This window comes from Haloarcula pelagica (assembly GCF_030127105.1).
Taxonomy (GTDB): Archaea; Halobacteriota; Halobacteria; order Halobacteriales; family Haloarculaceae; genus Haloarcula; species Haloarcula pelagica.
The window spans coordinates 210,136-232,866 of sequence record NZ_CP126161.1 but is presented as its reverse complement, the minus strand read 5'-3'; the positions used below and the strand labels follow the sequence as shown (position 1 = coordinate 232,866).

Genomic DNA, 22,731 nt, shown 5'->3' with positions numbered 1-22,731 from the left:
TTGTTGTCTCACGGACAGGTCGGTGGCACGCGGCCAGCCGAAACCGCAGAGCGGGACTGGTCCGGGCCGGGGGCTCCTCGTCGACCGATCGAGCCGCGAGAGACGGTGGGACTGGGATTTGAACCCAGGAACCTTACGGTACCTGCTTTCAAGGCAGGCGCAATAGGCCGCTCTGCCATCCCACCGCGCCCGGCAGTTTCGTGTGGCTCCTCTAAGGCCTGTCGGTTCGCCGAACGACCGTGAGGTCGTCGCCGTCGACATCGAGGGCGAGCCCCAGGTCGGCGAGACAGTCGACGGTCCGGGGCGGGACGAGTCGCTCGGCTCGCCGGCGGGCGTTGAGCAGCGGCAGCACGCTCCGGAGGTCGTCGGGTCGGGCGAGGACCGGATCGCTCGGGAGGAAATCGACGGACAGGTCGGCCGCCCGGCCACGGTCGGTCAGCGTCTCGATCGCCGGGGTGGCGTACGCGTCCTCGAAGTCGACGGGCTCGGCGAAGGCGGCGTAGTAGACACGCCCCTCGGTCGAGGGACCGAGCACCACCTCGCTCGACCGGAGCTTCATCGCCGCACTGTCGATGCGCTGGCGCGAGAGCAGTGCCGCCGTCGGATCGACGGCCGCGACGGTGTTGACCTGCTCCTGTTCGAGGAGGTACGTGACGGTGTTGCCGACGCGGCCGGCGAACGTCTCGCCGACCTGGACCTCGTAGCGGGCCTCGTCCGGGTCGGTCAGCGCCGGTTCCAGCACGTCCCGGAGACGCTGTTCCGGCTCCACGTCGGCCGCGACCTGCTCGGCGGGACGATAGTTGACGAGGAGTTCCCCGCCGCTGTCCTCGACGGCGCGACACACGTCTCGCACCATCGCGGTGTACAACTCGACGGCCTCGCCAGCGTCGAGCGGGCCGTCGACGAACGAGTCGAGCACCGCGCCCTCGACCGGCGGCTCGGCCAGGACTGCAACAGTGGTCATACGTCCACTCCGGTCGTCCCGGGTTTGTCGGTTGCGTTCACGACCGGAGGCTTATCTCCCTGGCTCGCCCACGTGAGGTATGCTCGTCCGCGAGCTGATGTCGACCGACGTGGTGACCGTCGCGGTCGACGAGTCGATGGCGACGGCCGTCGGGCGGTTGCTCGACGCGGGCGTCGGCTCCTGTGTCGTTCTCGACGAGGACGGGACTCCGATGGGGCTCGTCACCGAGTCCGACGCCCTCGCGGCTGCTCACGAGACCGGGCGTCCACTGACGGAGATCACCGTCCGCGAGGTCGGCCACCGTCCCGTGGTCACGACGACTCCCGACCGGTCCGTCTCGGCTGTGGTCCGGACCATGACCGCGGAGGACGTGAAGAAAGTCCCCGTGATGTCGGAACTGGAACTCGTCGGGATCATCACGCTCACGGACATCGTCTGGCACCTCTCCGATCTCAAACGCGAACTCTCGACGACGGACCGCGTTCGGAATCGGTGGGACCCGTCCTGAACGGGCGTAGCCGGTCCATACCTTTGCCCGGTATCGTACGACAGGCTGGCATGGGGAACCGATCCGATTCAGCGGTGGACCAACCGTGTCCGTGTCGCAGGTGTCCGGCGACGGTGGACGGCGACCCCACACCCCGGTCGACGGTCACCTGTCCGGACTGTGGGCGTCGGCGGCGACTCTGCGGGGACTGCACCGCGCGCCGGGAGTACCGCCTCGGGTACGCGACGTATCGGGAGGGTCGCCGGCGACTGACCGCCGGTCTCGACCGCTACACCGACGAACGGTGGACCGACGCCCGGGCGCACATCGAGGCCGCGGCCGACCAGTTTCAGACCGCAGTCGGCCACTTCACGACCGCGGTCGGTCGCGCCGAGACGGACGGGATCACCGAGCCGTGTGAACTGGCCCGGCAGAAGGCGACCTGTCTCTGGCAGGCGATGGAGTGGCTCAGCGGAGCGACGTTCGCCAGTGAACAGTCAGCGGAGCTTCTCGCGGCACAGTTCCGCCACGACGGCCGCGAACGGCTGCAGACGGCCGCCGACTACGGGACGCTGGCCGAACCGACCGCGCTGGGCTGAGGCCGGTTATCTGCCTCGTCGTCCCTTCGTCTGGCGGTAGTCACGACCCAGGATGTCGCCGAGCGCGTCGAGAACGGCGGTCCGCTGTTCGTCGCTCTGTTCGGCCGGTGGCACCATCGGGAGCAGTTCGAAGCCCCGGCCGCGGATGGTCGTGGCGTGCTGGTCGACCACGTCGAGTTCGTCCGCGCTCATCGTGGTGTACTCGAAGGCCAGCGCTTCGAGGGCCGCCTGACCGACGGGCAGCAGGAGCTCGGGGTTGATCATCCGCACCTCGCTGTTGAGGTACGGCTCGCAGTTCATGACCTCCTCGTCGGTGGCCGTCCGGTCGGGGTGGCGACACCGCGTGACGTAGGTCAGGAAGGCGTTGTCGAGCGTCGGCTCGGCGGCGTCCGGATCCTCGCACATGTCGACGGCCGCGAGGATGTCGAGCAGGCCGCGTTCGTGCTCGCCGGTAAAGGGGACGCCGGAGTCGTCGGCCGCGGCGCTGGGCGAGTCGCCGAGGACGAGAAACTCCGCGCTCACGTCGCCGTAGCCGTGGACGACGGTTTCACGGGTCGCACAGAGCGCGTCGCAGTTCTGACAGTCCTCGTCCATCCCGAAGGGGTTCGACGCTTCGTCCTGGTTGGCGTCCATGTCAGTCCTCGTCGACGGTGGTCGCGTGGGTGTCTGCGTCGTCGGGGTCGTTCTGTGGGCTGGACGGGTGGTAGTCGGTATCGTACTGGCCCGGCTGGCCGTCGAGTCGGTCGGGGTTGATGCGGCCACCGAGTAGCATGAAGTCCAGTACCGTACAGGACAGCATCGCCTCGACGACGGGGACCGCACGCGGCGGCAGGACGGGGTCGTGGCGGCCCGTGACGGTGATCTCCTTCTCCTCGCCGGTCTCCCAGTCGACGGTGGTCTGGGTCTTCGGGATCGAGACCGGCGGGTGCCAGGTCACCTCGCCGTAGATGGGTTGGCCGGTGGTGATCCCGCCCTGGATGCCGCCGTGGTCGTTGCCCTCCGGCACGGGATTGTCTTCGGCGTCGAACTCCCAGTCCTCGTTGTAGTCGCTGCCGCTCGTCGTGCGGGCCTCGCGGCCGATACCGTACTCGAAGTCGTTGACAGCGGGGATGGAGTACATCGCCTGGGCGAGCCGGGAAGGGAAGCTGTCGAACCGCGGGGCGCCCAGTCCCGGCGGGACGCCGCGACACTCGAAGTAGATGGCTCCGCCGATCGAGTCGCCCTCTTTCTGGTGCCGGTCGGCCAGCTCGCGCATCTCCTCGGCGGCCTCGGGGTCGGCACAGCGGACCTCGTTCTCCTCGCTGTGTTCGAGCATGTCCTCGAAGGTGACCGGGCCGGCCTCCACGTCGCCGATCTGGCAGACGTGGGCCTTGATCTGTACGTCGTAGTCGGACTGTTCGAGGACCTGCTTCGCGACGCCGCCGGCGGCGACCCAGTTGACCGTCTCGCGGGCCGACGAGCGGCCGCCGCCGCCCCAGTTGCGCGTCCCGAACTTCGCCGAGTAGGTGTAGTCGCCGTGGGAGGGCCGGGGCGCCGTGATGAACGGCTCGTACTTGCCCGAGCGGGCGTCCTTGTTCTGGATGACCATGCCGACGGGCGTGCCGGTGGTGTAGCCGTCCTGGATGCCGGAGTTGATCGCGACCTTGTCCGGCTCGCCGCGCGAGGTCGTGATCATCGACTGGCCGGGCTTGCGCCGGTCCAGATCGGTCTGGATGTCCTCCTCCGAGAGTTCGACCCCCGCGGGGACACCGGAGACGACACACCCCATCGCCTCCCCGTGTGATTCGCCGTAGGTCGTCATGCGGAAGAGACGACCGAACTCGTTGCCGTTCATTACGAACGTTTCGGGGGCGGGGGCATTTGAACCTTGTAGATGCAGGCGTGACGGTGGACTCGCTCGGGGACCAACGGGAGTCGCGACGGCCGCTCGAACCGGCCCGGCTCCTGCCGACGGCGTTCTGCTACGACGCCCGTTCGACCTCGATCACGACTTTCCCTTCCGCGCGACCGGCTTCGAGGTAGCGGATCGCCTCCGGGACCCTGCGGAGCCGGAAGCGCCTGTCGATGACGGGCACGATGTCGCCGGATTCGAGGAGCGACATGACCGTCGCGAGGTCGTCGCGGTCGACCTGGAGGGTGAACCCGCGGAACGTCCGCGTGCCAGTCGCCGAGAGCAGCGGTCCGAGGACCATCGCTTGCAGGAACCGACTCGTCGGCCCGCCGACCATGACGTACCGACCGTCCGGGCGGAGCACGCGCCTGTACGCCCGCATCGGGTGCGAACCTGCCGTATCGAGGATCAGGTCGTACCGGGTCCCGGCGGTCGTAACGTCCTCTTCGGTGTAGTCGACGACGTGGTCGGCGCCGGCCGACCGGACCGTCTCCAGCTTCGCGGTGCTGCAGACGCCGGTGACTTCGGCGCCGAGGTGCTTGGCGATCTGTACCGCGAACGTCCCCACGCCGCCCGATGCCCCGTTGACCAGGACGTGCTCGCCGGCCCGGAGTTCGCCCGCGTCGCGGAGCGCCTGGAGCGCGGCGACGGCCGAGGTCGGGGCCGACGCTGCCGCTTCGAACGAGACGGTCGACGGCTTCGAGACGACGCCCGTCTCCGACGCACAGACGTACTCCGCGAACCCGCCGAACCCGCTCTCGGAGAGGTCGGCGACCACCTCGTCGCCGGGGCGGAACCCGGTGACGGTTCGTCCGACCGACTCGACTCGCCCCGCGACATCGACACCGAGTATCGGGAACTTCGGCCGGCGGTAGCCGCCGTAGATGAGGCGGACGAGGAACGGTGACCCCCGCATGAGGTGCCAGTCGCCCGCGCCGACGGACGCCGCGACGACGCGGATCAGGACCTCGTCGTCGTCGGGGACGGGCCGCGCCACCTCGGCGAATCTGAGTACCTCGGGGCCGCCGTACGCCGCGGTGACGACTGCGTGCATGCGCGGCGGGTCCTCGGCTGTCGCGGTCGCGGTCCGGGATGGAGCCTCCGAGCGTGCCGTCTCCGCCATCAGGTCGCTCCTGTCGCCGGTCGTCTCCTCCCGTCCTCGCCGGCGAGGCGGCGGCCGGCGGCTAGTACGGTCGTTCTGTTCGGTCTGGTCCGTCCGAGACGTGGCCGCCACGCCCCGACGGGATCAGTTGTCGTCGTTGCCATTGCGATACCTCGTGCTGTCCTGCCCGAACGTGCCGGACGATCGGTACGCCGGCTCTCGGCGCCAGTCGCCAGTCACGCCGGGCGAAGGACCGACGTAAAAGGAGGCAGTCGGACGACATAACGCTTCGTGCCAGATTGTCACACGATTCCCGTCGCTCCGCGCGGCTCAGCGCTCGACCGCGCCGCCCAGCGATTCCAGGAGGTCGAAGAAGTTCGGGAACGAGACATCGACGTGTTCGGCGCCAGTGACGATGGTCTCGCCGTCGGCGACGAGGCCGGCGACGGCCAGGGACATGATGATCCGGTGGTCGGCCCGGCCGTCGACGGTCGCACCGTGCAGGTCGGTGTCCTCGCCGTAGACGAGCAGTTCGTCCTCGCGCTCCTCGACGGCGGCGCCCATCTTGGTGAGTTCCTCGGCCATCGCGCTCACGCGGTCGGTCTCCTTGTAGCGGACGTGTTCGGCGTCGGTGATCCGCGTGACGCCGTCGGCGGCCGCGCCGAGCGTGGCGATCGTCGGCAGCAGGTCCGGCGTGTCCTCGACGCCCACTTCGATCCCCGTGAGGTCGCTCTTCCGGACCGCGATCTCGCCGGCCTCGCGGTCCCAGTCGAGGTCGGCGCCCATCCGGTCGAGGATGTCGACGATGGCCGTGTCGCCCTGCGCGCTGGGGACCGCCGAGGTGACGACCAGTTCGTCCGCGGCCGCCAGCGCACCCATCGCCAGGAGGTAGCTGATCGAGGAGAAGTCCCCGGGGACGTGGTACTCGCCGCCCGCGGGGGCGTAGGTCTGGCCGCCCGCGACGCTGTACCCGTCGGCCGTCTCCTCGGCGTCGACGCCGTACGCCTCCAGAACCTCCAGCGTGATGTCGACGTACGGCGAGGATTTCAGCCCGGTCGTCAGTTCGATGTCGATGCCCTCGTCGGTGACGGCACCGGCCATCAGCAGGGCGGTGATGTACTGCGAAGAGACATCCCCGGGGATGGCGACGTGACCGCCCGCGATGCCGTCGCCGACGACCAGCGGTGCCTGGTCGTTCCGGCGCGTGCTCTCGGCGCGCCCGCCCAACTGCTCGATGGCGTCCAGCAGCGCGCCCTGGGGGCGGGAGCGCAGCGAGTCGTCGCCGGTCAGGACCGTCAGGTCGTCCTGGAGCGCCGCGGTCGCAGTGACGAGACGGGTCGTCGTCCCGCTGTTGGCACAGTCGATGACGTTGTTCGGCGTCTCGGGGCGACCGTCGAAGCCCTCGACGGTCAGGGTCCGTTCGTCCGCCGAGAGGTCCGTGTCGCCACCGTAGGCCGTGACGGCCCGCATCGTCGCCCGCGTGTCGGCGCTGACGAGGGGATCGGTGACCACGGCCCCATCGGCGTAGCCGGCGGCCAGGATCGCGCGGTGCGTGTAGCTCTTCGACGGCGGGGCCTGTGCGGTCCCGTGGACCGTCGATTCGGCGATGGTAACGTCCATGCAGGGGGCGTTGCGGCCGGGCGACAAGAGGCTACCGCTCGCGGCTCCTGCTGTCTCCCAGAAGACACTTCACTCGCCCATCGTAACCAACGGGCGTGCGCCGCCGTGAGTTCCTCGCGGCGGGTGCGACTGCCCTCTCGACCGCCGTCGCTGGCTGTTCGACCGACTCCGCGTACGCCGGGTCGTTCGACCGGCCGACGGACCGCTGGCCGGCGGCCGGCTACGGCCCCGCCGGCACCAGTCACGCACCCGCCGGCCCCGACGCCCCGACCGAACAGTGGACGCTGGACCGCGAGGCAGTCGATCCGCCGCTGTACGGCTACCTCGGCCAGCCAGCCGTCGGCGACGCGGTCTACGTCGCCGGGATGGCCAGAGGCTACTACGACTCGGAAGACCTCGACAGCGTGCTGGCCGGGATCGACCCCGAGTCCGGCGAACCGCTGTGGACCCACACCGTCCCCGAGGGGATCACCGGTGCCCCGACCGCGATCGGTTCGACGGTCGTCGTCGGCACCGGCGACGGTCGCCTGCTTGCCGTCGAGGGCGGCGAGACCGCCTGGACGACCGGGCTCGACGGCGCCGGACTGACGCCCCGAGTGTTCGGCGAGCGCCTCTACGTCCCCGACGCCAGCGGGGCGCTCCGCTGTCTCGACCGGTCGGGATCGACCCGCTGGACCGCTTCTCGGAGCAACCCACTGGAGTGGCTGCTGGGCGACGGCGAGCCGATCCGCGCGGCGGTCCCGGCCGTCGACAGCGACCGTGTGTACGCCGCGTTCAGCACCGGCGACGGCGGTCGGTCGGTCGTCGCCGCTTTCGATCACAGCGGGCTGCGGCAGTGGCGCCTCGAACTCCAGTCCGAAACCGGGTACGACATCGGTCCCCGGGGGATCGCTCTCGCCGACGGGACGCTGTACCTCTCGTACGGCGGGACGATCGCCGCGGTCGACGCCGAAGCGGGCGAACTCGACTGGGAGTTCGTCACCGGCTACTACACCGCGGGCCCGCCGGCGACCGACGGCGACCGCGTCTACGTGGCCGCGAAGAACCTCTACGCGCTCGATCCCGCCGACGGAACGGAGCTGTGGCGCGTCGTCAACGAGTCGACCCCGCGGAACGACACCGATCTCGACGGCGTCCCGTTCCTCGCACGGCCGGCGGTCGCCGACGGGACGGTCTACCTCCGGGCAGCGGGGTTCGACCCCGCCGACGGGACGCGCCGCTGGGGGACCGACGCCGATAGCTGGGCGGACTCGGGGAAGTACTTCACCGACCCGTACGACCGCGTCCCGATGGCGAACCTGGCCGTCACGGCAGAGGGAGTCTACCTGACACACGCCACTCGGGGGGTACAGAAGTTCGCATGACCGACCGCAGTCGCCGGGAGGTACTCGGCGCGCTCGGTGCCGCCGGACTGGCCGGTGTCGCCGGCTGTGCCAGTGACGGGTCGTCGGACGACGACAGTTCCGAGTCGGTCGGCTCCTGTCCCCCGTACGACCCCACAGTCTCGCCGACCGCGGGGTGGACGACCCGGCTGGGCGGTCGGCGAGGAACCAGCACCGTGCCGGCGAACGCGATGCCCGGGCCGGAGCCGTCCCGCGACTGGACCTTCGAGTTCGACACCGCGATCGGCTACCACACGCCGATCGTCGTCGACGGGACGGTCTACGTCAGCGATCTGGACACGACCATGTGGGCGCTCGACGCCGCTTCGGGCGAGGTGCGCTGGGAGACCAGCGTCCCGGAGTACCCCGGTGCGCCGGCGGTCGCCGACGGGACGCTCGTCTACTTCGCCGATCAGGATGTCAGAGCTCTCGACGCGGCGAGCGGCGAGACGCTGTGGACCGCACTGGAGACGGGCGGTCGCCTGCTGGACGCGCGCCCGGTGATCGCCGACGGGACAGCGTACGTCCAGGTCGGTATCGCCACGTACGCCCTGGACCTGACGACGGGCGAGACGGAGTGGCGAGACGCCACCGGACTCCCCTCGGAAGTGACGCCCGCCGTCGCCGACGGCACCGTCTTCAGCGGCGGCGACGACACCTACGTCCGGGCGCTCTCGACGGCCGACGGGAGCCAACGCTGGCGGTACAAAGCCGGCGACCGCATCGAGGCGAACGTCTGCGTCGCCGGCGGCCGGGTGTTCGCGGGCTCCCGGGACGGGATCGTCCACGCGCTCTCGGCGGCCGACGGGAGCCGGCAGTGGTCATACCGGCTGCCGAAAGACGAGGGGGACCGACCGGAACCGGAGACGGTGACCAGCGATGGGAGTCGCGTCTACGTCCTGGCCGGCGGCAAACTGCACACGCTCGCGGCTGCAGACGGGACCGTCTGCTGGTCGCGTCCCGACCTCAGCGGGAGCTACAACACGGGGCTCGCGGTCGGTGACGGCCGTCTCTACGTGCCGACCGATCGTCGGGAAACCCAGTTCGCGACGCTCGACCCGGCCACCGGCGAGCGCCTCGGGACGTGGGGGGTCGCCGACGCGTACTTCGAGAGCGGCCCGGCAGTCGCCGACGGCGCTGCGTACGTCAGCGGGGGAACCGGCGTCGCGCGGTTCAGTTGAGAGGCGGTAGCTCTTTGCCGCCGACGCCCGGAGACGGGGGCATGGACCCCGATCTCTCCCGACTGGACGACTATCTCGACGAGACCGGTGCCGACGGCTACCTCGTCGACGCCGACTCGGAGCTGTCGGATCAGTACTACCTCTCGGGTTTCGACGCGCCCGATCCGTTCGTGACGCTGTACGACGGCGAGACCCACCTCCTCTTTCCCCGGAGCCTGGAGTTCGGCCGGGCAAAGCGGGAGTCCAGGGCCGAGACCGTCGAGCGGTACGTCGACTTCGACCACCAGCGCCTCGTCGACGAGCACGGGCCCGACGACGCCGTTTCGCACGTCCTCGCGGCGTTTCTCGACAGCTACGACGTGGGCTCGGTCGCCGTCCCGCCGCGGTTCCCGCTGCGGACGGCCGACGGGCTCAGGGATCGGGGAAGACCGTCACCGCCGACACCGACAGCGTCGTCACCGAGATCCGCGCGACCAAGACCGAAGCCGAGATCGAACACGTCCGGGCAGCCCAGCGGGCCAACGAGGCGGCGATGGCTGCCGCCGAGGATCTCATCGCCGCGACCGACATCGAGGGCGGACGGCTGGTCCACGCGGGCGATCCGCTGACCAGCGAGGCCGTCAAAGAGGAGATCGAAGTGACGCTGTTGCGCCACGGCTGTGCGCTGGACGAGACGATCGTCGCCTGTGGCGCCGACGCCGCCGACCCCCACGATCGGGGCAGCGGGCCGCTGTCGGCGGACGAGCCGATCATCGTCGACATCTTCCCGCGGGACAAGTCGACGAAGTACCACGCGGACATGACCAGGACGTTCCTGCGGGGCGATCCGAGCGACGAGATCCGCGAGTGGTACGACCTGACCGAGCGGGCCAAGGCCGCGGCGTTCGACGCGCTGGAACCCGGCGCGACGGGTACCGATGTCCACGACGCGGTCTGTGCTGTCTACGAGGACGCGGGCGAACCGACGCTGCGCAGCGACGAACGCACAGAGACGGGCTTCATCCACAGCACCGGCCACGGCGTCGGCCTGGACGTACACGAACTCCCGCGGCTCTCGCCAAACGGCGGGGAACTGCGCCCGGGCCACGTCGTCACCATCGAACCGGGACTGTACGACCCCGCGGTCGGCGGCGTCCGCATCGAGGACATCGCCGTGGTCACCGAGGATGGCTACGAGAACTTCACCGACTACGAGCAGTCGCTGGTCGTCTGAGGCGTCGACGTGGGTCGTGTGAACTGTCCACAGGATACGTCATGAACTTTTATTATATATGGGTCGAAAGGGAGTGGTACGCGATGCTTGTACCCAAAGCACACCCGATCACGACACGCCAGGACCCGACTACCGACCACGCGATGCGACCCACACGACCCCCAGGATGACGACACGAATCACGACACCCACCGACGACGAATCGTACCCGACCACCACACAGACGTTCGGCGACACCGGCCGGAGCGACCGGGCGCCGATGATGTTCTCGCCGACAAGCAGTGCGGCCATGGGCCAGTTCGACACTGAAGCCGACGAGCCACAGTAACAGAACGCATTTGGCCGGGGCGGTCGTCCCTCCACCATGGCCGATTACACGACCGTCTCGATCCCGAAAGACCTCGCCGACCGCGTCGACGAGACGATCGAGGGGACCAGTTTCTCAAGCACCTCGGACCTCGTCCGGTTCCTGTTGCGCAGCATCGTCGTCCAGCACCAGCGCCAGGGCGAACTCACGGAGGCGGAGTTCCAGGACATCGCCGACGAACTGCGGGACCTGGGCTACCTGGAGTAGTTAGGCCGGATACCGTTCCGGGGGCTCAACGTCGAGAATCTCGACGGTCTGCTCGCGGTCCGAGCGGTCGAACGCACGGAAACAGTCCTCCTCCCACGGCGGGATTGCCACGAAGATGACCTCGTGGAGGTCGTCGGTCACGTCGACTCCCATCCGGCCCGTCGGGTGCGAGATGAACCGACCGTGGGTCTGCCCGGCCGGCGTCCCCAGGTCCATCCCGAACACCGCGTTCACCGAACTGCCCGCAGAGGGGAGATAGAAGTCCGTGAAGACCGGTGTCTCCGGCGGGAGATCCACGTCGGGGAGGTCGCTGGCTTTCGTGACGGCCAGTGAGATCGTCACGGAGTCGGGTTCCGCGTCGCTCGCCATCCGTAACAGCGTCTCGACCAGACCGCGAGTGACGTATACCACGGGTACCCTTCGCGTGGCACGACTAAAACCCCGTCGCCACCCCGACCTCGCTCACCCGAAGACGAACGATCTGACTGTCTTGGCGTAGAGGCTCGGCGTCCGGCTCCGGGACCCGCGGATCGCGTAGGCCAGCGCCTCGGTGGCGTCGGTCATGATGCCGTGCCCGTGGCCGACCAGGATCCGCTCGGGTTCGAGCCGTGTGAGCTTCTTCGGCGGGAACAGCCGCAACATCGGGTGGACGCCCAGGCGTTCGCCCTCTGCCAGGAAGAACGACGCCGTCCCGACGGACTCGGGAACGACGAGCGTGTCGTCATCGTCGCCGTAGAGGGCCGCCTCCTTCCAGAAGGGGTTGTTCCGGAGCTTGTGGACGCCGTAGTCGGTCCCGGGGAGCTGTCTGTGGATGCGCTCGACGGGCGCGTCGAGGTCGCTCTCGACGCCGGACATCCATTCGGGGACATAGACGGGGACATCGTGACGGTTCGCGACGGTGTCGGTGTCGCGCTTGTGGCGGTCGAGCAGGAGCACCGTCCCGGCCACCTCGCCGTACTCGGCGAACAGGTCGTCGATGCCGTCGGCGTCGACCGGGTCGACGACGAAGACGCCGGCCTCGGTCTTGAGGACGTGACTCGCCCGTTGCATGTCCTCGTGTGGGTACGCGAGCCAGCTCGCGCCGCGGTCCCAGCGGTTCGTCACTTCCCAACTCGTCGCCGTGCCCGAACCTTTCATCGGCATAGCCGGTACTGGGGCTTTGATAGTATTAAGCCCGTTCACCCAGGCGGCACCGACACCCTACACGCCGGTCACCACGACGGCCCCGCGCATCCCGAACGGGTTGGTGACGCTGTCGCCACGGACGGAGGGAACCCGGTAGGGCGCGCCGTGGAGCGTCGAGTAGTAGAGGTAGTGGCCCCAGGTGCGGAAGGTGTGCGTGAACGGCTCACCGCCCGGGGGCCGCACTCCGCTGTCGAAACAGCCCACCGACAGCGCGACGACATCGCTCGGGAGCGCCGGATCGACGCCCTCGGCCCAGGTCCAGCGAACCGTCGTCCCCGGCGAGACGAGCACCGCCGCCGGGTCGAACGCGACCGGCGCGGTCGCCAGTCCGACGCCCGGAACCGAGACAGCACGGGCTTCGCCGACGGTCACCTCAACGGTCTCCTGGTCCGTCCGGTCGACGAGGCTCCCGTCCCAGACGGGCGGCTCGACGAAGGCCGCCGTCTCGTTGAGAAACGCGCCGAGTCGCCGGCGGCGCGCGTAGCTGGTCCGGCCACAGCCCAGCGGCTCGTCGCCGGATCGTGTCGGTCCGTCGGCGGACCCCGACCGAGGATCGGTGAGGACGGCCCCGACGGCACCCGAAACCGCGGCGACGGCCGCGAGGACGCCGCGGCGTGTCAGAGCGCGAGCGGCCATCGATGCCCTGGACGGGGCTCGGCACGACGTTTGTAATTCCCCGCCTACCCCGAACTATCGCTCAGAGCCGGTCTGCGTCGATCTCGACGCCCGGGGGCGTGACGACTAGGAAGCCACGGAAGTGCATCAACTCGCCGCCGGCCTCTTTGACGGGCCGAGCGAAACCGGCCGCGAGTCGGTTCAGGTCGCCGTCGACGTTCAACACGAGCACCGCGCCGTCCTCGACGGTCTCGACCCACTCGGCGTCCGGCGTCGTCCCGTCGAGGACTCCCAGGACCACGCGGTCGCTGTTGCCGTCGTCGCCGCTCCCGTCCATCTGGTCTTCGACCGCCTGCAGGTCGAGCCCCTCGAAGTCACTCATGCGGTGAGGGTAGACGGGCGGAGCAAAAAATCCTCCCCACGCCGCGGCAGTTTTCACGCTGGGTCGTCAACGGGCCGGGTATGCTCTCGACGCCCGCGTGGCTCACGCTGGAGGCGAAGGACCCGGACCGGCTGACGGCGTTCTACGAGGCGTTTCTGGAACTGGATGTCGTCTCCGAGTCCGAGCAGGAGGCAGTGCTCTCGGTCGGCGAGACGGCGCTTCGGCTGCGCGCACCGGGGGAGATCCCTCGTGGTGGCCTCCACACCCACTACGCGCTGACGGTCGCCGAACGCGAGTACGACGACTGGCACGACATCCTCGGCGAGCGGTTCGACCTCGTCGAACACACCTTCGGCGACCAGCGGTCGCTGTACTTCTACGACCCCGAGGGCAACTGCGTGGAACTGGGTGAGCGTGCCGACGCGCCGTCGGGCGTCTCGGACCTGTTCGAACTCGTCTTGGAGGTCGAGGACCTCGCGGCCGCCGTCGAGTTCTACACCGACCTCGGCTTCGAGGTCGTCGACGACGGCCACGAGGAGGGCCGGGTCCGGCTCTCGACGGGCGCGTTCGACCTGGAACTGTGGGAACCGCGGCTGGGCATCGCCGACGCCCGCGGAGGGGTCCACGTCGACTTCGGCGTCGTCGCCGAGGCCCCGGATTCGGTGGCCCGGAACGTCGCCGACCGGGCGCTCGCTGTCACTTCGGTCGAGGAAGGTGTCCGTATCCGCGACCCCGACGGCCACTACCTGACGCTGGTCGGGGAGTAGTCAGATACCCGACAGATCTGGGGCCGATGGACAACTATAAGTACCGGAAGCGACCAGATACGGGTGATTATGTCCAACATTGAGGGCACGTCGGAATCTCCGGCGGATCGAGTTCTTCCAGGGCACACTGGATTCCACGTCTGAGATAACAGACGCACGGATTTTCGACACCACGCTACGTGATGGCGAGCAGTCGCCACGCACGTCGTTCAACTACGAGGACAAACGCGAGATCGCGGCGATTCTCGACGAGATGGGGACTCACGTCATCGAGGCCGGGTTCCCCGTCAACTCCGACGCGGAGTTCGAGGCCGTCCGCGACATCGCTGAAGCCACCCACGGGACGACCTGTGGACTGGCGCGCGTGGTCGAGAAAGACATCGAGGCGGCCCTGGATTCGGGTGTGGACATGGTCCACACCTTCGTCTCGACGTCGGACGTACAGCTACAGGATTCCATGCACGCGACCCGGCAGGAGGCACTCGACACGGCAGTCGAGTGTGTCGAGATGATCAAAGACGCTGGCGCCGAGTGCATGTTCTCGCCGATGGACGCCACCCGGACCGACGGGGAGTTCCTCATCGAGGTCATCGAGGCGACCTCGGCGGCGGGCGCGGACTGGATCAACATCCCCGACACCTGTGGGGTCGCCACGCCGCGGCGGTTCTACGACCTCATCGAAGAGGTCGACGCCGCGACGGAGGCCCGGATCGACGTGCACACGCACGACGACTTCGGGCTGGCGTCGGCGAACGCCATCTCCGGCTTCGAGGCCGGCGCGAGCCAGGCCCAGGTGTCGGTCAACGGGATCGGTGAACGGGCGGGCAACGCGGCCTACGAGGAGGTCGTCATGAGCCTGGAGTCGCTGTACGATGTCGACACCGGCATCGACACGACCCGGATCACCGAACTGTCCCGACTCGTCGAGGAGAAGTCCGACATCCCGGTGCCGGCGAACAAACCGGTGGTCGGTCGGAACGCCTTCTCCCACGAGAGCGGCATCCACGCCGCGGGCGTCATCGAGAACTCCGACACCTTCGAACCCGGCGTCATGACCCCCGAGATGGTCGGCGCCGAGCGCGAACTGGTGTTGGGGAAACACACGGGCGCTCACTCCGTGCGGGAACGGCTGGTCGACGCGGGCTACGACCCGACAGAGGCCGAGGTCCGCGAGGTGACCCGCCGGGTCAAGGACTTCGGCGCGGAGAAACAGCAGGTCACCATGACCGAACTGGAGCGGTTCGCCCAGGAGGTCGGTGTCGACGAGGAGACCGAGGAGGTCAGGGCGTAGGCCTATGTCCTCGCCGGTCGCTGTCCCGAATCGTCAGCCACGGGTGAACTCCCGGGGCTCGCCGTCCCGGGCCGTTCGTCAGCACCTCTCACAGAACGTTTATTATCCGGGACGAATTGGTACCGCACGTGATGAGAGCGCGTGCTGGCAGACAGGCTCGTCCGGCCACCAGCACCGCGTCCATTCTTCTCGGCGAGGGTATTGTAGGGGCGCCATAGCCCCCACTACATCCCATCCCGACGCCGACTGTATCGAGGTTCGACCCGACACCAGCGACACCACAATGCACACTGCATCCACACCAACGACCGATCGACCCACAGGAGGGGACCCAATATGAGCGAACGCGCATCAGTTCCGAAAGAGGACGAACAGTCGACAGACCAAGACGAGGCAGCGGCCGACGACGAGCAGGCACCGGTCACGACCGGCGCACAGTCGGTCGTCCGAGCGCTCGAAAACGCCGGCGCCGAGTACGTCTTCGGCGTCCAGGGGGGCGCGATCATGCCCGTCTACGACGCGCTGTACGACTCCGACATCACCCACGTGACGATGGCCCACGAGCAGGGGGCGTCCCACGCCGCCGACGCCTACGGCATCGTCTCGGGCGAACCGGGCGTCTGTTTCGCCACGTCCGGGCCGGGCGCGACCAACCTCGTGACCGGCATCGCCGACGCCAACATGGACTCGGACCCGCTGATCGCACTGACCGGCCAGGTCCCCACGGAGTTCGTCGGCAACGACGCCTTCCAGGAGACCGACACCGTCGGCATCACCCAGCCGGTCACCAAGGAGAGCTACTTCGCGAGCCACTCCGACACCGTCGGCGACGACGTGAGCGAGGCGTTCGCTCTCGCGGACGCCGGCCGGCAGGGGCCGACGCTGGTCGACCTCCCGAAGGACGTGACACAGGGCGAGACCGACGTGGAACCGAAAGCGCCGGAGACGCCCGACACCTACGAGGTGCCCGAGGAGGCCGACGACGAGGCCGTGCAGGAGGCCGCGGAAGTCATCTCCGACGCCGAGCGGCCGGTCATCCTCGCCGGCGGCGGCGTCATCAAGGCCAACGCCTCGAACGCCCTCCGTGAGTTCGCGATGGAGTACGAGGTCCCGGTCATCACGACGATGCCCGGGATCGGTTCCTTCCCGGAGGACCACGAGCTCTCCCTGGAGTGGGCCGGGATGCACGGCACCGGCTACGCGAACCTGGCGATCACGAACACGGACTGCATGCTGGCGATCGGGACCCGCTTCGACGACCGCCTGACCGGCGGCGTCGACTCGTTCGCTCCGGACGCCGACATCGTCCACGTCGACATCGACCCGGCCGAGATCAGCAAGAACGTCTACGCGGACTACCCGCTGATCGGCGACGCGCGCGAAGTGCTGCGACAGCTGTTCGACGCCATGCCGCGAGCGCCCGACGCCGACGAGTGGCGCGAGCAGTGCCAGACGTGGAAACAGGAGTACCCGATGAGCTACGAGATGCCCGACGACGAGCCGCTGAAACCCCAGTACGTCGTCGAGCACTTCTCGGCGGTGACCGACGAGGACACCATCGTCTGTACGGGTGTCGGGCAACACCAGATGTGGGCCTCCCAGTTCTGGGAGTACACCGAGCCACGGACCTGGGTCTCCTCGCACGGTCTGGGAACGATGGGGTACGGCGTCCCAGCCGCCATCGGCGCGAAACTGGCCGCCCCCGACCAGGAAGTCGTCTGCTTCGACGGCGACGGTTCGTTCCTGATGACCGTCCAGGGGCTCTCCGTGGCCGTTCGTGAGCAACTGGACATCACCTACGTCATCCTCAACAACGAGGCCGTCGGGATGGTCCGCCAGTGGCAGGACGGCTTCTACGAGGGGCGTCGGATGGCTTCGGAGTACCCGTGGATCCCGCAGTTCGACAAGCTCGCGGAGGCGTTCGGCGCCGCCGGCTTCCGCCTGGAGGACTACGAGAACGTCGAGGAGACCATCGCGGCCGCACGCGAGTACGACGGTCCCAGCGTCATCGACGCCCACATCGACCCCGGGGAGAACGTCTTCCCGATGGTGCCAAGCGGCGGCGACAACGGACTGTTCGCACTGAACGAGGACCACTTAGACGAGATCTAACGATGACTGGAGGAATGCCTGGCCCTGCGCCACACGACCGGATGCGCCCCGAGGGACGACGCAACTCCCAGGGGATTCGCGTCGACCCCGAAGCGGAAGCGACTCACGAACCACGACAGGCCGTGCTCTCGGCGCTCGTCAAACACCGGCCCGGTGTGCTCGCTGAGGTCTCGGGCCTGTTCAGCCGGCGGCAGTTCAACATCGAAAGCCTCACCGTCGGTCCCACGAGTGACGAGAGTATAGCCCGGATGACGATCCTCATCGAGGAACCGCAGCCGGGAATCGAACAGGCGAAGAAACAACTGCAGAAGCTCGTGCCCGTCGTCTCGGTGATGGAACTGGAACCCGAGGCGCTCCGGCGGGAACTCGCGCTCATCAAGGTGGGCGGCGAGAAACCCGACGATGTCAACGCCGTCGCCGAGATGTACGACGGCCAGGCGGTCGACGCCTCGACCGACTCGGTGACCGTCGAGATCACGGGCAGCAAGCAGAAGATCGACGCCGCCGTCGCGGCGTTCGAGCAGTTCGACGTACAGGAGATCGTTCGCACCGGGGCCGCCGCGCTGGAGCGTGGCCCCAAGACACTGGAGAAACATGACTGACCTATCCACGACCGTCTACTACGACGACGACGCCGACGTATCGACACTCGAAGACGAGACCGTTGCCGTGCTGGGCTACGGCTCACAGGGCCACGCCCACGCGCTGAACCTCCACGAATCCGGGGTCGACGTGGTCGTCGGCCTGCGTGAGGACTCCTCCTCGCGGGCCGAGGCCACCGAGGCCGGTCTGCGGGTCGAGACGCCCGACGTGGCCGCCGCCGAGGCCGACCGCGTCGTCATGCTGGTCCCCGACACGATCCAGCCCGCCGTCTACGAGGCGATCGAGGACGGCCTGGAAGCCGGAGACACGCTCCAGTTCGCCCACGGGTTCAACATCCACTACGGCCAGATCGAGCCCGCCGAGGGCGTCGACGTGACGATGGTCGCCCCCAAGTCCCCGGGTCACCTGGTCCGGCGGACCTACGAGCGCGGCGAGGGGACGCCGGGCCTGATCGCGATCTACCAGGACGCGACCGGCGACGCCAAGGCGGAGTCCCTGGCCTACGCGAAAGCCATCGGCTGCACCCGCGCGGGCGTCATCGAGACGACGTTCCAGGAGGAAGTCGAGACCGACCTCTTCGGCGAGCAGGCCGTCCTCTGTGGCGGTGTGACCGAGATGGTGAAGGTCGGCTTCGAGACGCTCGTCGACGCCGGCTACGCGCCGGAGATGGCCTACTTCGAGTGTCTGAACGAACTCAAACTCATCGTCGATCTGATGTACGAGGGCGGCCACATGGGGATGTGGAACTCCGTCTCCGACACCGCCGAGTACGGCGGCCTCACTCGCGGTGAAGAGGTCATCGACCGCGAGGGGATGGAGCGGATCCTCGAAGAGGTCCAGAACGGCGAGTTCGCCCGCGAGTGGATCACCGAGAACCAGACGAACCGGCCCTCGTACAAGCAGTACCGCGACGCCGAGCAGAGCCACCAGATCGAGGAAGTCGGTGGCGAACTGCGGAAACTGTTCGCGTGGGGCGACGACGAGCAGGCCGCGGAGGAAGCGCCCGCAGATGACTGACGACGGAGATCGCTCCGGGACGACGGAGGCCACAGCATGAGCAACGGCACGCTGTACGACAAGGTGTGGGACCGACACAAAGTCACGACCCTGCCGAACGGGCAGGACCAGCTGTTCGTCGGGCTCCATCTCATCCACGAGGTCACGAGCCCCCAGGCGTTCGGGATGCTCCAGGAGCGCGGCCTGGAGGTCGCCCGACCCGACCTGACCCACGCAACCGTCGACCACATCGTCCCGACGGCGAACCAGGACCGGCCCTACGCCGACGACGCGGCCGAGCGGATGATGAGCGAACTGGAGGAGAACGTCCGGAACGCCGGCATCCAGTTCTCGGACCCGACGACCGGCGATCAGGGCATCGTCCACGTCATCGGGCCGGAGCAGGGGATCACCCAGCCCGGCAAGACCATCGTCTGTGGCGACAGCCACACCTCGACGCACGGCGCGTTCGGCGCGCTCGCGTTCGGGATCGGGACCAGCCAGATCCGGGACGTGCTGGCGACTCAGACCATCGCCATGGAGAAACAGCAGGTCCGCAAGATCGAGGTCAACGGCGAACTCGGCGAGGGCGTCGAAGCCAAGGACATCATCTTAGAGATCATCCGTCGTCTCGGCACCGAGGGCGGCGTCGGCTACGTCTACGAGTACGCCGGCGAAGCCATCGAGAACCTCGACATGGAAGGCCGGATGTCCATCTGTAACATGTCCATCGAGGGCGGCGCTCGCGCGGGCTACGTCAACCCCGACGAGACCACCTTCGAGTGGCTCGAAGAGACGGACTACTTCCAGGAACACCCCGGGAAGTTCGAGGAACTCAAACCGTACTGGGAGTCCATCCAGAGCGACGACGACGCCGAGTACGACGACGTGGTGGAGATCGACGCGAGCGAACTGGACCCCGTCGTCACGTGGGGGACCACGCCCGGCCAGGGCATCGGCATCGACGACCCGATCCCGGCGCCCGAAGACCTCGCCGACGACAAGCAGGACACGGCTCGACGCGCCCAGAAGCACATGCGCGTCGAACCCGGCGAGACGATGAACGGCTACGAGATCGACGTGGCCTTCCTGGGCTCGTGTACCAACGCCCGACTGCCTGACCTGCGCCGCGCGGCCCGCATCGTCAAGGGCCGCGAGGTCGCCGACGACGTGCGCGCGTTCGTCGTCCCCGGCAGCCAGCGCGTCCAGCGGGCCGCCGAGGAGGAAGGGCTCAAAGACATCTTCGAGGCGGCCGGCTTCGACTGGCGCAACGCCGGCTGTTCGATGTGTCTGGGGATGAACGAGGACCAACTGGAGGGCGACGAGGCCTGTGCCAGCTCCTCGAACCGGAACTTCGTCGGCCGCCAGGGCAGCAAGGACGGCCGCACCGTGCTGATGAACCCCCGGATGGTCGCCGCCGCGGCCATCACCGGCGAGGTCTCTGACGTGCGCGATCTGGAGGAGGTGGCGTTAGCATGACCGACGCGACCGAGGAGATCCCCGAGGTCGACTACGTCGAGGGGACCGGTATCCCGATCCGCGGGAACGACATCGACACCGACCAGATCATCCCCGCGCGGTTCATGAAGGTCGTCACCTTCGACGGCCTGGGCGAGTTCGCCTTCTTCGACCTGCGCTTCGACGACGAGGACACCCAGAAAGAGCACCCGATGAACGAGGAGCGATTCGGTGACGCCAACGTCATGGTCGTCAACAACAACTTCGGCTGTGGCTCCTCGCGCGAACACGCCCCGCAGGCGCTGATGCGCTGGGGCATCGACGCGATCATCGGCGAAGGGTTCGCCGAGATCTTCGCCGGGAACTGCCTCGCGCTGGGCATCCCGACGGTGACCGCCGACCACGAGACGATCAACGCGCTCCAGCAGTGGGTCGACGACAACCCCGACGGCGAGATCGAGGTCGACGTAGCCGCCGAGACGGTCCGCTACGGCGGCAACGAGGCCAGTGTCTCGGTCGACGACGCCCAGCGGCAGGCCCTCGTCGAGGGCATCTGGGACACGACCGCGCTGATGAAGGCCAATCGGAACGCCATCGAGGAGACGGCCGGCCAGTTGCCGTACCTCGATCAGCGCCGGTCGGACCTCGAAGCCGACGACTGAACGCCGGGCGGTTTTTCCGGGTGCGCGGTCCGTGATGCCAAGACCCATCTACCGTCGGGTCGGGTCTCCGACATGGAGCGGATACGCGAGATCCACATCGCCCCGCTGGGTCACGAGCGCGACCGCATCGTCGAGCCCATCCGGGAGCACAACGCCGACACCGTCTACTTGCTCAACCAGAGCGAGCGCCCCCAGCGGTTCACCCCGTACCAGCAGGCCCTCGTCGAGGACCTCGAAAGCGACGGCGTCGACATCGTCGTCCGGGAGACGGACCTCCACGACCTCTACGACGTGTTGGCCGTCGTGACGACGCTCACCGCCGACCACCCCGACGACATCGTCCGGGTCAACGTCTCCAGCGGGCCGAAGGTCGCGGCGATCGGGAGCGCCATCGCCTGCATGGCGACGACGGCGACGGCATACTACGTCCACCCGGAACGACACGTCCCAGCGGTCGCCGAGGAGCCACTCACTCGCGGGATGCAGCGAGCGGAGGTCCTGCCCTCGTACCCGATCGAAGCGATCTCTCGCGACCAGGTCGCGGTGCTCGACTGCCTCGACCGGCGGAACTCCGAGAGCTACACCGCAAAGAAGAAAGACCTCATCGAGTTCGCCGAGGAGACCGGGCTGGCGTTCATCGACGACGCCGACCCCGCGAACGACAAGGCGAAGTTCGCCCTGCTGAACGCGAACGTCGTCGATCCGCTGACCGAGGACGGCTACATCGCCGTCCGCGAGGTCGGTCGCACGAAACAGATCTCGCTCACCGAAACCGGACGGAACGTCCTCCACGCGTTCCGTCACAAGCTCTGAACCGGTACCCCGGGTCGATCTGCTGTCATCGGACTCCCGATAGTACAGAGACCACCCAGCCGTTTCGGGTACCAGTAGTATAGATAGTATCGACACTATCGTTTGTATCGAGAGTATACAGATAAAACGTACATACTGGTCCCTCCAAGCAGTGGATGCGCACGGGTCGGCGACACACCGTCGTCGGGTGCCCACCCGCTTCGGCCCTCCACCGCGGGCACCCCGGCGGCGTCGCCACCCCGCGCCCGCTCTCACTGCGTGCGGTGAGAGTGTGTCTCTGACACGCACAGCGGGCCTCTGCCCGAGGCCCGTTCGAACCGCCCCTGGTCCCCCTGACGCCACACGGTCCGTGACGGACGACCGCGGTGTTTTTCTCGCTGCCCCCGGAACTGCGACCGTGACACAGCACGGTCCCCTGCTGCCGTTGCTCGGCCTCCTGCTGGGCGTGACCGTCGGGTCGCTCGTCCTGTGGGTGGCGCTGGACGCCCGGATCAGAGACGAGAACCCGCTGCTGTGGGGGCTGCTCGCCGTCCCCCTGTATCCCGTGTTCCCGGTGGTGTTCTTCCTCCTGCGGCGCCGCGCTGCTCGGGTCGACCGGCCGGACACGCTGTTTTACTTCGCCAGAGCGTCGGCCGTCGGAACGGTCCTCGCCCTCGCTGTCGCGGGGCTGCTCTCGCCGCCGGACCCGTTCTCGCAGGCGACCTACTGGCTGGTCGCCGCTCCGGTCGTCGTCGCCGGCCTGTACGTCTACGACCGGCGCCGCAGACAGGCCCAGACCGTCGGCGGACTGTGAGTCCGGATGCCGGCTCGGTCCGCAACTGCGGGAAACCGAAC

The 22,731-nt window shown here is 68.3% G+C and carries 24 protein-coding genes, 1 tRNA gene and 1 pseudogene; 16 read left to right on the top strand and 10 right to left on the bottom strand.

Going from position 1 to position 22,731, the window contains the following annotated elements; translation table 11 throughout:
* Positions 1-103: 103 nt before the first annotated feature.
* Together P1L40_RS01145 and P1L40_RS01140 are read right to left on the bottom strand one after the other, a co-directional pair.
* Positions 104-185, bottom strand: a tRNA-Ser gene (locus P1L40_RS01145).
* Between the two features lie 26 nt (positions 186-211).
* A complete protein-coding gene (locus P1L40_RS01140) occupies positions 212-964 on the bottom strand; it encodes a hypothetical protein (RefSeq protein ID WP_284009478.1) in 753 nt (250 codons plus the stop codon).
* 79 nt (positions 965-1,043) lie between these two features.
* On the opposite strand from P1L40_RS01140, the gene P1L40_RS01135 reads away from it, so the two are divergent.
* Both P1L40_RS01135 and P1L40_RS01130 read left to right on the top strand, forming a co-directional pair.
* Entirely contained in the window at positions 1,044-1,472 is a 429-nt protein-coding gene (locus P1L40_RS01135; protein WP_284009477.1) for a CBS domain-containing protein, read from the top strand.
* Between the two features lie 113 nt (positions 1,473-1,585).
* Positions 1,586-2,050: a hypothetical protein gene (locus P1L40_RS01130; protein ID WP_284009476.1), complete on the top strand. Its 465-nt coding sequence runs from the start codon at positions 1,586-1,588 to the stop codon at positions 2,048-2,050.
* A 6-nt stretch (positions 2,051-2,056) separates the two neighbouring features.
* Here P1L40_RS01130 and P1L40_RS01125 read toward each other — a convergent pair whose 3' ends face one another.
* The 4 genes from P1L40_RS01125 to aroA form a co-directional block, all read right to left on the bottom strand.
* Positions 2,057-2,683 (bottom strand): uracil-DNA glycosylase, encoded by a 627-nt coding sequence (locus P1L40_RS01125; RefSeq protein WP_284009475.1) that lies wholly within the window; start codon positions 2,681-2,683, stop codon positions 2,057-2,059.
* Between the two features lies 1 nt (position 2,684).
* On the bottom strand, positions 2,685-3,884 hold the full coding sequence (gene aroC / locus P1L40_RS01120) for a chorismate synthase (RefSeq protein ID WP_284009474.1): 1,200 nt from the start codon (positions 3,882-3,884) through the stop codon (positions 2,685-2,687).
* A 127-nt stretch (positions 3,885-4,011) separates the two neighbouring features.
* Positions 4,012-5,064 (bottom strand): NAD(P)-dependent alcohol dehydrogenase, encoded by a 1,053-nt coding sequence (locus tag P1L40_RS01115; RefSeq protein ID WP_284009473.1) that lies wholly within the window; start codon positions 5,062-5,064, stop codon positions 4,012-4,014.
* 309 nt (positions 5,065-5,373) lie between these two features.
* Positions 5,374-6,663 carry a 3-phosphoshikimate 1-carboxyvinyltransferase gene (gene aroA, locus P1L40_RS01110; RefSeq protein ID WP_284009472.1) on the bottom strand — a complete coding sequence of 430 codons (1,290 nt, stop codon included), beginning with the start codon at positions 6,661-6,663 and terminating at the stop codon, positions 5,374-5,376.
* Between the two features lie 95 nt (positions 6,664-6,758).
* Here aroA and P1L40_RS01105 point away from each other — a divergent pair, with 95 nt between their 5' ends.
* The 5 genes and pseudogenes from P1L40_RS01105 (at position 6,759) to P1L40_RS01085 (ending at position 11,013) form a co-directional block, all read left to right on the top strand.
* Positions 6,759-8,027 (top strand): outer membrane protein assembly factor BamB family protein, encoded by a 1,269-nt coding sequence (locus P1L40_RS01105; protein ID WP_284009471.1) that lies wholly within the window; start codon positions 6,759-6,761, stop codon positions 8,025-8,027.
* Positions 8,024-9,226, top strand: coding sequence for an outer membrane protein assembly factor BamB family protein (locus P1L40_RS01100; protein WP_284009470.1), 1,203 nt, complete (start codon positions 8,024-8,026; stop codon positions 9,224-9,226). The genes P1L40_RS01105 and P1L40_RS01100 overlap by 4 nt, the downstream gene beginning before the upstream one ends.
* 41 nt (positions 9,227-9,267) lie before the next feature.
* Positions 9,268-10,439, top strand: a pseudogene (locus P1L40_RS01095) (M24 family metallopeptidase).
* A gap of 166 nt (positions 10,440-10,605) precedes the next feature.
* Complete coding sequence (locus P1L40_RS01090; RefSeq protein WP_284009469.1) at positions 10,606-10,767, top strand: hypothetical protein; 162 nt, start codon at positions 10,606-10,608, stop codon at positions 10,765-10,767.
* Between the two features lie 36 nt (positions 10,768-10,803).
* Positions 10,804-11,013, top strand: coding sequence for a ribbon-helix-helix domain-containing protein (locus tag P1L40_RS01085; protein ID WP_276221101.1), 210 nt, complete (start codon positions 10,804-10,806; stop codon positions 11,011-11,013).
* Here P1L40_RS01085 and P1L40_RS01080 read toward each other — a convergent pair whose 3' ends face one another.
* From P1L40_RS01080 to P1L40_RS01065, 4 genes are all read right to left on the bottom strand, one after another.
* A complete protein-coding gene (locus tag P1L40_RS01080) occupies positions 11,014-11,424 on the bottom strand; it encodes a JAB/MPN domain protein-containing protein (protein ID WP_284009468.1) in 411 nt (136 codons plus the stop codon).
* Positions 11,425-11,475: 51 nt separating this feature from the next.
* Positions 11,476-12,156 carry a hypothetical protein gene (locus tag P1L40_RS01075; RefSeq protein ID WP_284009467.1) on the bottom strand — a complete coding sequence of 227 codons (681 nt, stop codon included), beginning with the start codon at positions 12,154-12,156 and terminating at the stop codon, positions 11,476-11,478.
* Positions 12,157-12,213: 57 nt separating this feature from the next.
* On the bottom strand, positions 12,214-12,834 hold the full coding sequence (locus P1L40_RS01070; protein ID WP_284009466.1) for a cupredoxin domain-containing protein: 621 nt from the start codon (positions 12,832-12,834) through the stop codon (positions 12,214-12,216).
* A 61-nt stretch (positions 12,835-12,895) separates the two neighbouring features.
* Complete coding sequence (locus P1L40_RS01065; protein WP_284009465.1) at positions 12,896-13,195, bottom strand: DUF5779 family protein; 300 nt, start codon at positions 13,193-13,195, stop codon at positions 12,896-12,898.
* 80 nt (positions 13,196-13,275) lie between these two features.
* On the opposite strand from P1L40_RS01065, the gene P1L40_RS01060 reads away from it, so the two are divergent.
* From P1L40_RS01060 to P1L40_RS01020, 9 genes are all read left to right on the top strand, one after another.
* Positions 13,276-13,962: a VOC family protein gene (locus P1L40_RS01060; RefSeq protein ID WP_284009464.1), complete on the top strand. Its 687-nt coding sequence runs from the start codon at positions 13,276-13,278 to the stop codon at positions 13,960-13,962.
* Positions 13,963-14,041: 79 nt separating this feature from the next.
* Positions 14,042-15,253 (top strand): LeuA family protein, encoded by a 1,212-nt coding sequence (locus P1L40_RS01055; protein WP_284009463.1) that lies wholly within the window; start codon positions 14,042-14,044, stop codon positions 15,251-15,253.
* Positions 15,254-15,589: 336 nt separating this feature from the next.
* Positions 15,590-17,365: a biosynthetic-type acetolactate synthase large subunit gene (gene ilvB, locus P1L40_RS01050; protein WP_284009462.1), complete on the top strand. Its 1,776-nt coding sequence runs from the start codon at positions 15,590-15,592 to the stop codon at positions 17,363-17,365.
* 14 nt (positions 17,366-17,379) lie between these two features.
* Complete coding sequence (gene ilvN, locus P1L40_RS01045; protein WP_284009461.1) at positions 17,380-17,967, top strand: acetolactate synthase small subunit; 588 nt, start codon at positions 17,380-17,382, stop codon at positions 17,965-17,967.
* The gene (gene ilvC, locus P1L40_RS01040; protein WP_284009460.1) at positions 17,960-18,985 is read left to right on the top strand and encodes a ketol-acid reductoisomerase; all 1,026 of its coding nucleotides are present in this window, start codon (positions 17,960-17,962) and stop codon (positions 18,983-18,985) included. The genes ilvN and ilvC overlap by 8 nt, the downstream gene beginning before the upstream one ends.
* Positions 18,986-19,021: 36 nt before the next feature.
* Entirely contained in the window at positions 19,022-20,443 is a 1,422-nt protein-coding gene (gene leuC, locus P1L40_RS01035; RefSeq protein ID WP_284009459.1) for a 3-isopropylmalate dehydratase large subunit, read from the top strand.
* The gene (gene leuD, locus P1L40_RS01030; RefSeq protein WP_284009458.1) at positions 20,440-21,084 is read left to right on the top strand and encodes a 3-isopropylmalate dehydratase small subunit; all 645 of its coding nucleotides are present in this window, start codon (positions 20,440-20,442) and stop codon (positions 21,082-21,084) included. The genes leuC and leuD overlap by 4 nt, the downstream gene beginning before the upstream one ends.
* 72 nt (positions 21,085-21,156) lie before the next feature.
* On the top strand, positions 21,157-21,897 hold the full coding sequence (locus P1L40_RS01025) for an HFX_2341 family transcriptional regulator domain-containing protein (RefSeq protein WP_284009457.1): 741 nt from the start codon (positions 21,157-21,159) through the stop codon (positions 21,895-21,897).
* A 397-nt stretch (positions 21,898-22,294) separates the two neighbouring features.
* Positions 22,295-22,690, top strand: coding sequence for a hypothetical protein (locus P1L40_RS01020; RefSeq protein WP_284009456.1), 396 nt, complete (start codon positions 22,295-22,297; stop codon positions 22,688-22,690).
* The last annotated feature ends 41 nt before the right edge of the window (positions 22,691-22,731 follow it).

Coding starts and splice junctions, on each gene's coding strand:
- ilvB (WP_284009462.1), top strand. CDS start 15,590: ATGAGCGAACGCGCATCAGTTCCGAAAGAGGACGAACAGTCGACAGAC.
- P1L40_RS01135 (WP_284009477.1), top strand. CDS start 1,044: ATGCTCGTCCGCGAGCTGATGTCGACCGACGTGGTGACCGTCGCGGTC.
- P1L40_RS01065 (WP_284009465.1), bottom strand. CDS start 13,195: ATGAGTGACTTCGAGGGGCTCGACCTGCAGGCGGTCGAAGACCAGATG.
- aroC (WP_284009474.1), bottom strand. CDS start 3,884: ATGAACGGCAACGAGTTCGGTCGTCTCTTCCGCATGACGACCTACGGC.
- P1L40_RS01115 (WP_284009473.1), bottom strand. CDS start 5,064: ATGGCGGAGACGGCACGCTCGGAGGCTCCATCCCGGACCGCGACCGCG.
- ilvN (WP_284009461.1), top strand. CDS start 17,380: ATGCCTGGCCCTGCGCCACACGACCGGATGCGCCCCGAGGGACGACGC.
- P1L40_RS01075 (WP_284009467.1), bottom strand. CDS start 12,156: ATGCCGATGAAAGGTTCGGGCACGGCGACGAGTTGGGAAGTGACGAAC.
- P1L40_RS01100 (WP_284009470.1), top strand. CDS start 8,024: ATGACCGACCGCAGTCGCCGGGAGGTACTCGGCGCGCTCGGTGCCGCC.
- P1L40_RS01025 (WP_284009457.1), top strand. CDS start 21,157: ATGGAGCGGATACGCGAGATCCACATCGCCCCGCTGGGTCACGAGCGC.
- leuD (WP_284009458.1), top strand. CDS start 20,440: ATGACCGACGCGACCGAGGAGATCCCCGAGGTCGACTACGTCGAGGGG.
- ilvC (WP_284009460.1), top strand. CDS start 17,960: ATGACTGACCTATCCACGACCGTCTACTACGACGACGACGCCGACGTA.
- aroA (WP_284009472.1), bottom strand. CDS start 6,663: ATGGACGTTACCATCGCCGAATCGACGGTCCACGGGACCGCACAGGCC.
- P1L40_RS01140 (WP_284009478.1), bottom strand. CDS start 964: ATGACCACTGTTGCAGTCCTGGCCGAGCCGCCGGTCGAGGGCGCGGTG.
- P1L40_RS01090 (WP_284009469.1), top strand. CDS start 10,606: ATGACGACACGAATCACGACACCCACCGACGACGAATCGTACCCGACC.
- P1L40_RS01125 (WP_284009475.1), bottom strand. CDS start 2,683: ATGGACGCCAACCAGGACGAAGCGTCGAACCCCTTCGGGATGGACGAG.
- P1L40_RS01070 (WP_284009466.1), bottom strand. CDS start 12,834: ATGGCCGCTCGCGCTCTGACACGCCGCGGCGTCCTCGCGGCCGTCGCC.
- P1L40_RS01085 (WP_276221101.1), top strand. CDS start 10,804: ATGGCCGATTACACGACCGTCTCGATCCCGAAAGACCTCGCCGACCGC.
- leuC (WP_284009459.1), top strand. CDS start 19,022: ATGAGCAACGGCACGCTGTACGACAAGGTGTGGGACCGACACAAAGTC.
- P1L40_RS01060 (WP_284009464.1), top strand. CDS start 13,276: ATGCTCTCGACGCCCGCGTGGCTCACGCTGGAGGCGAAGGACCCGGAC.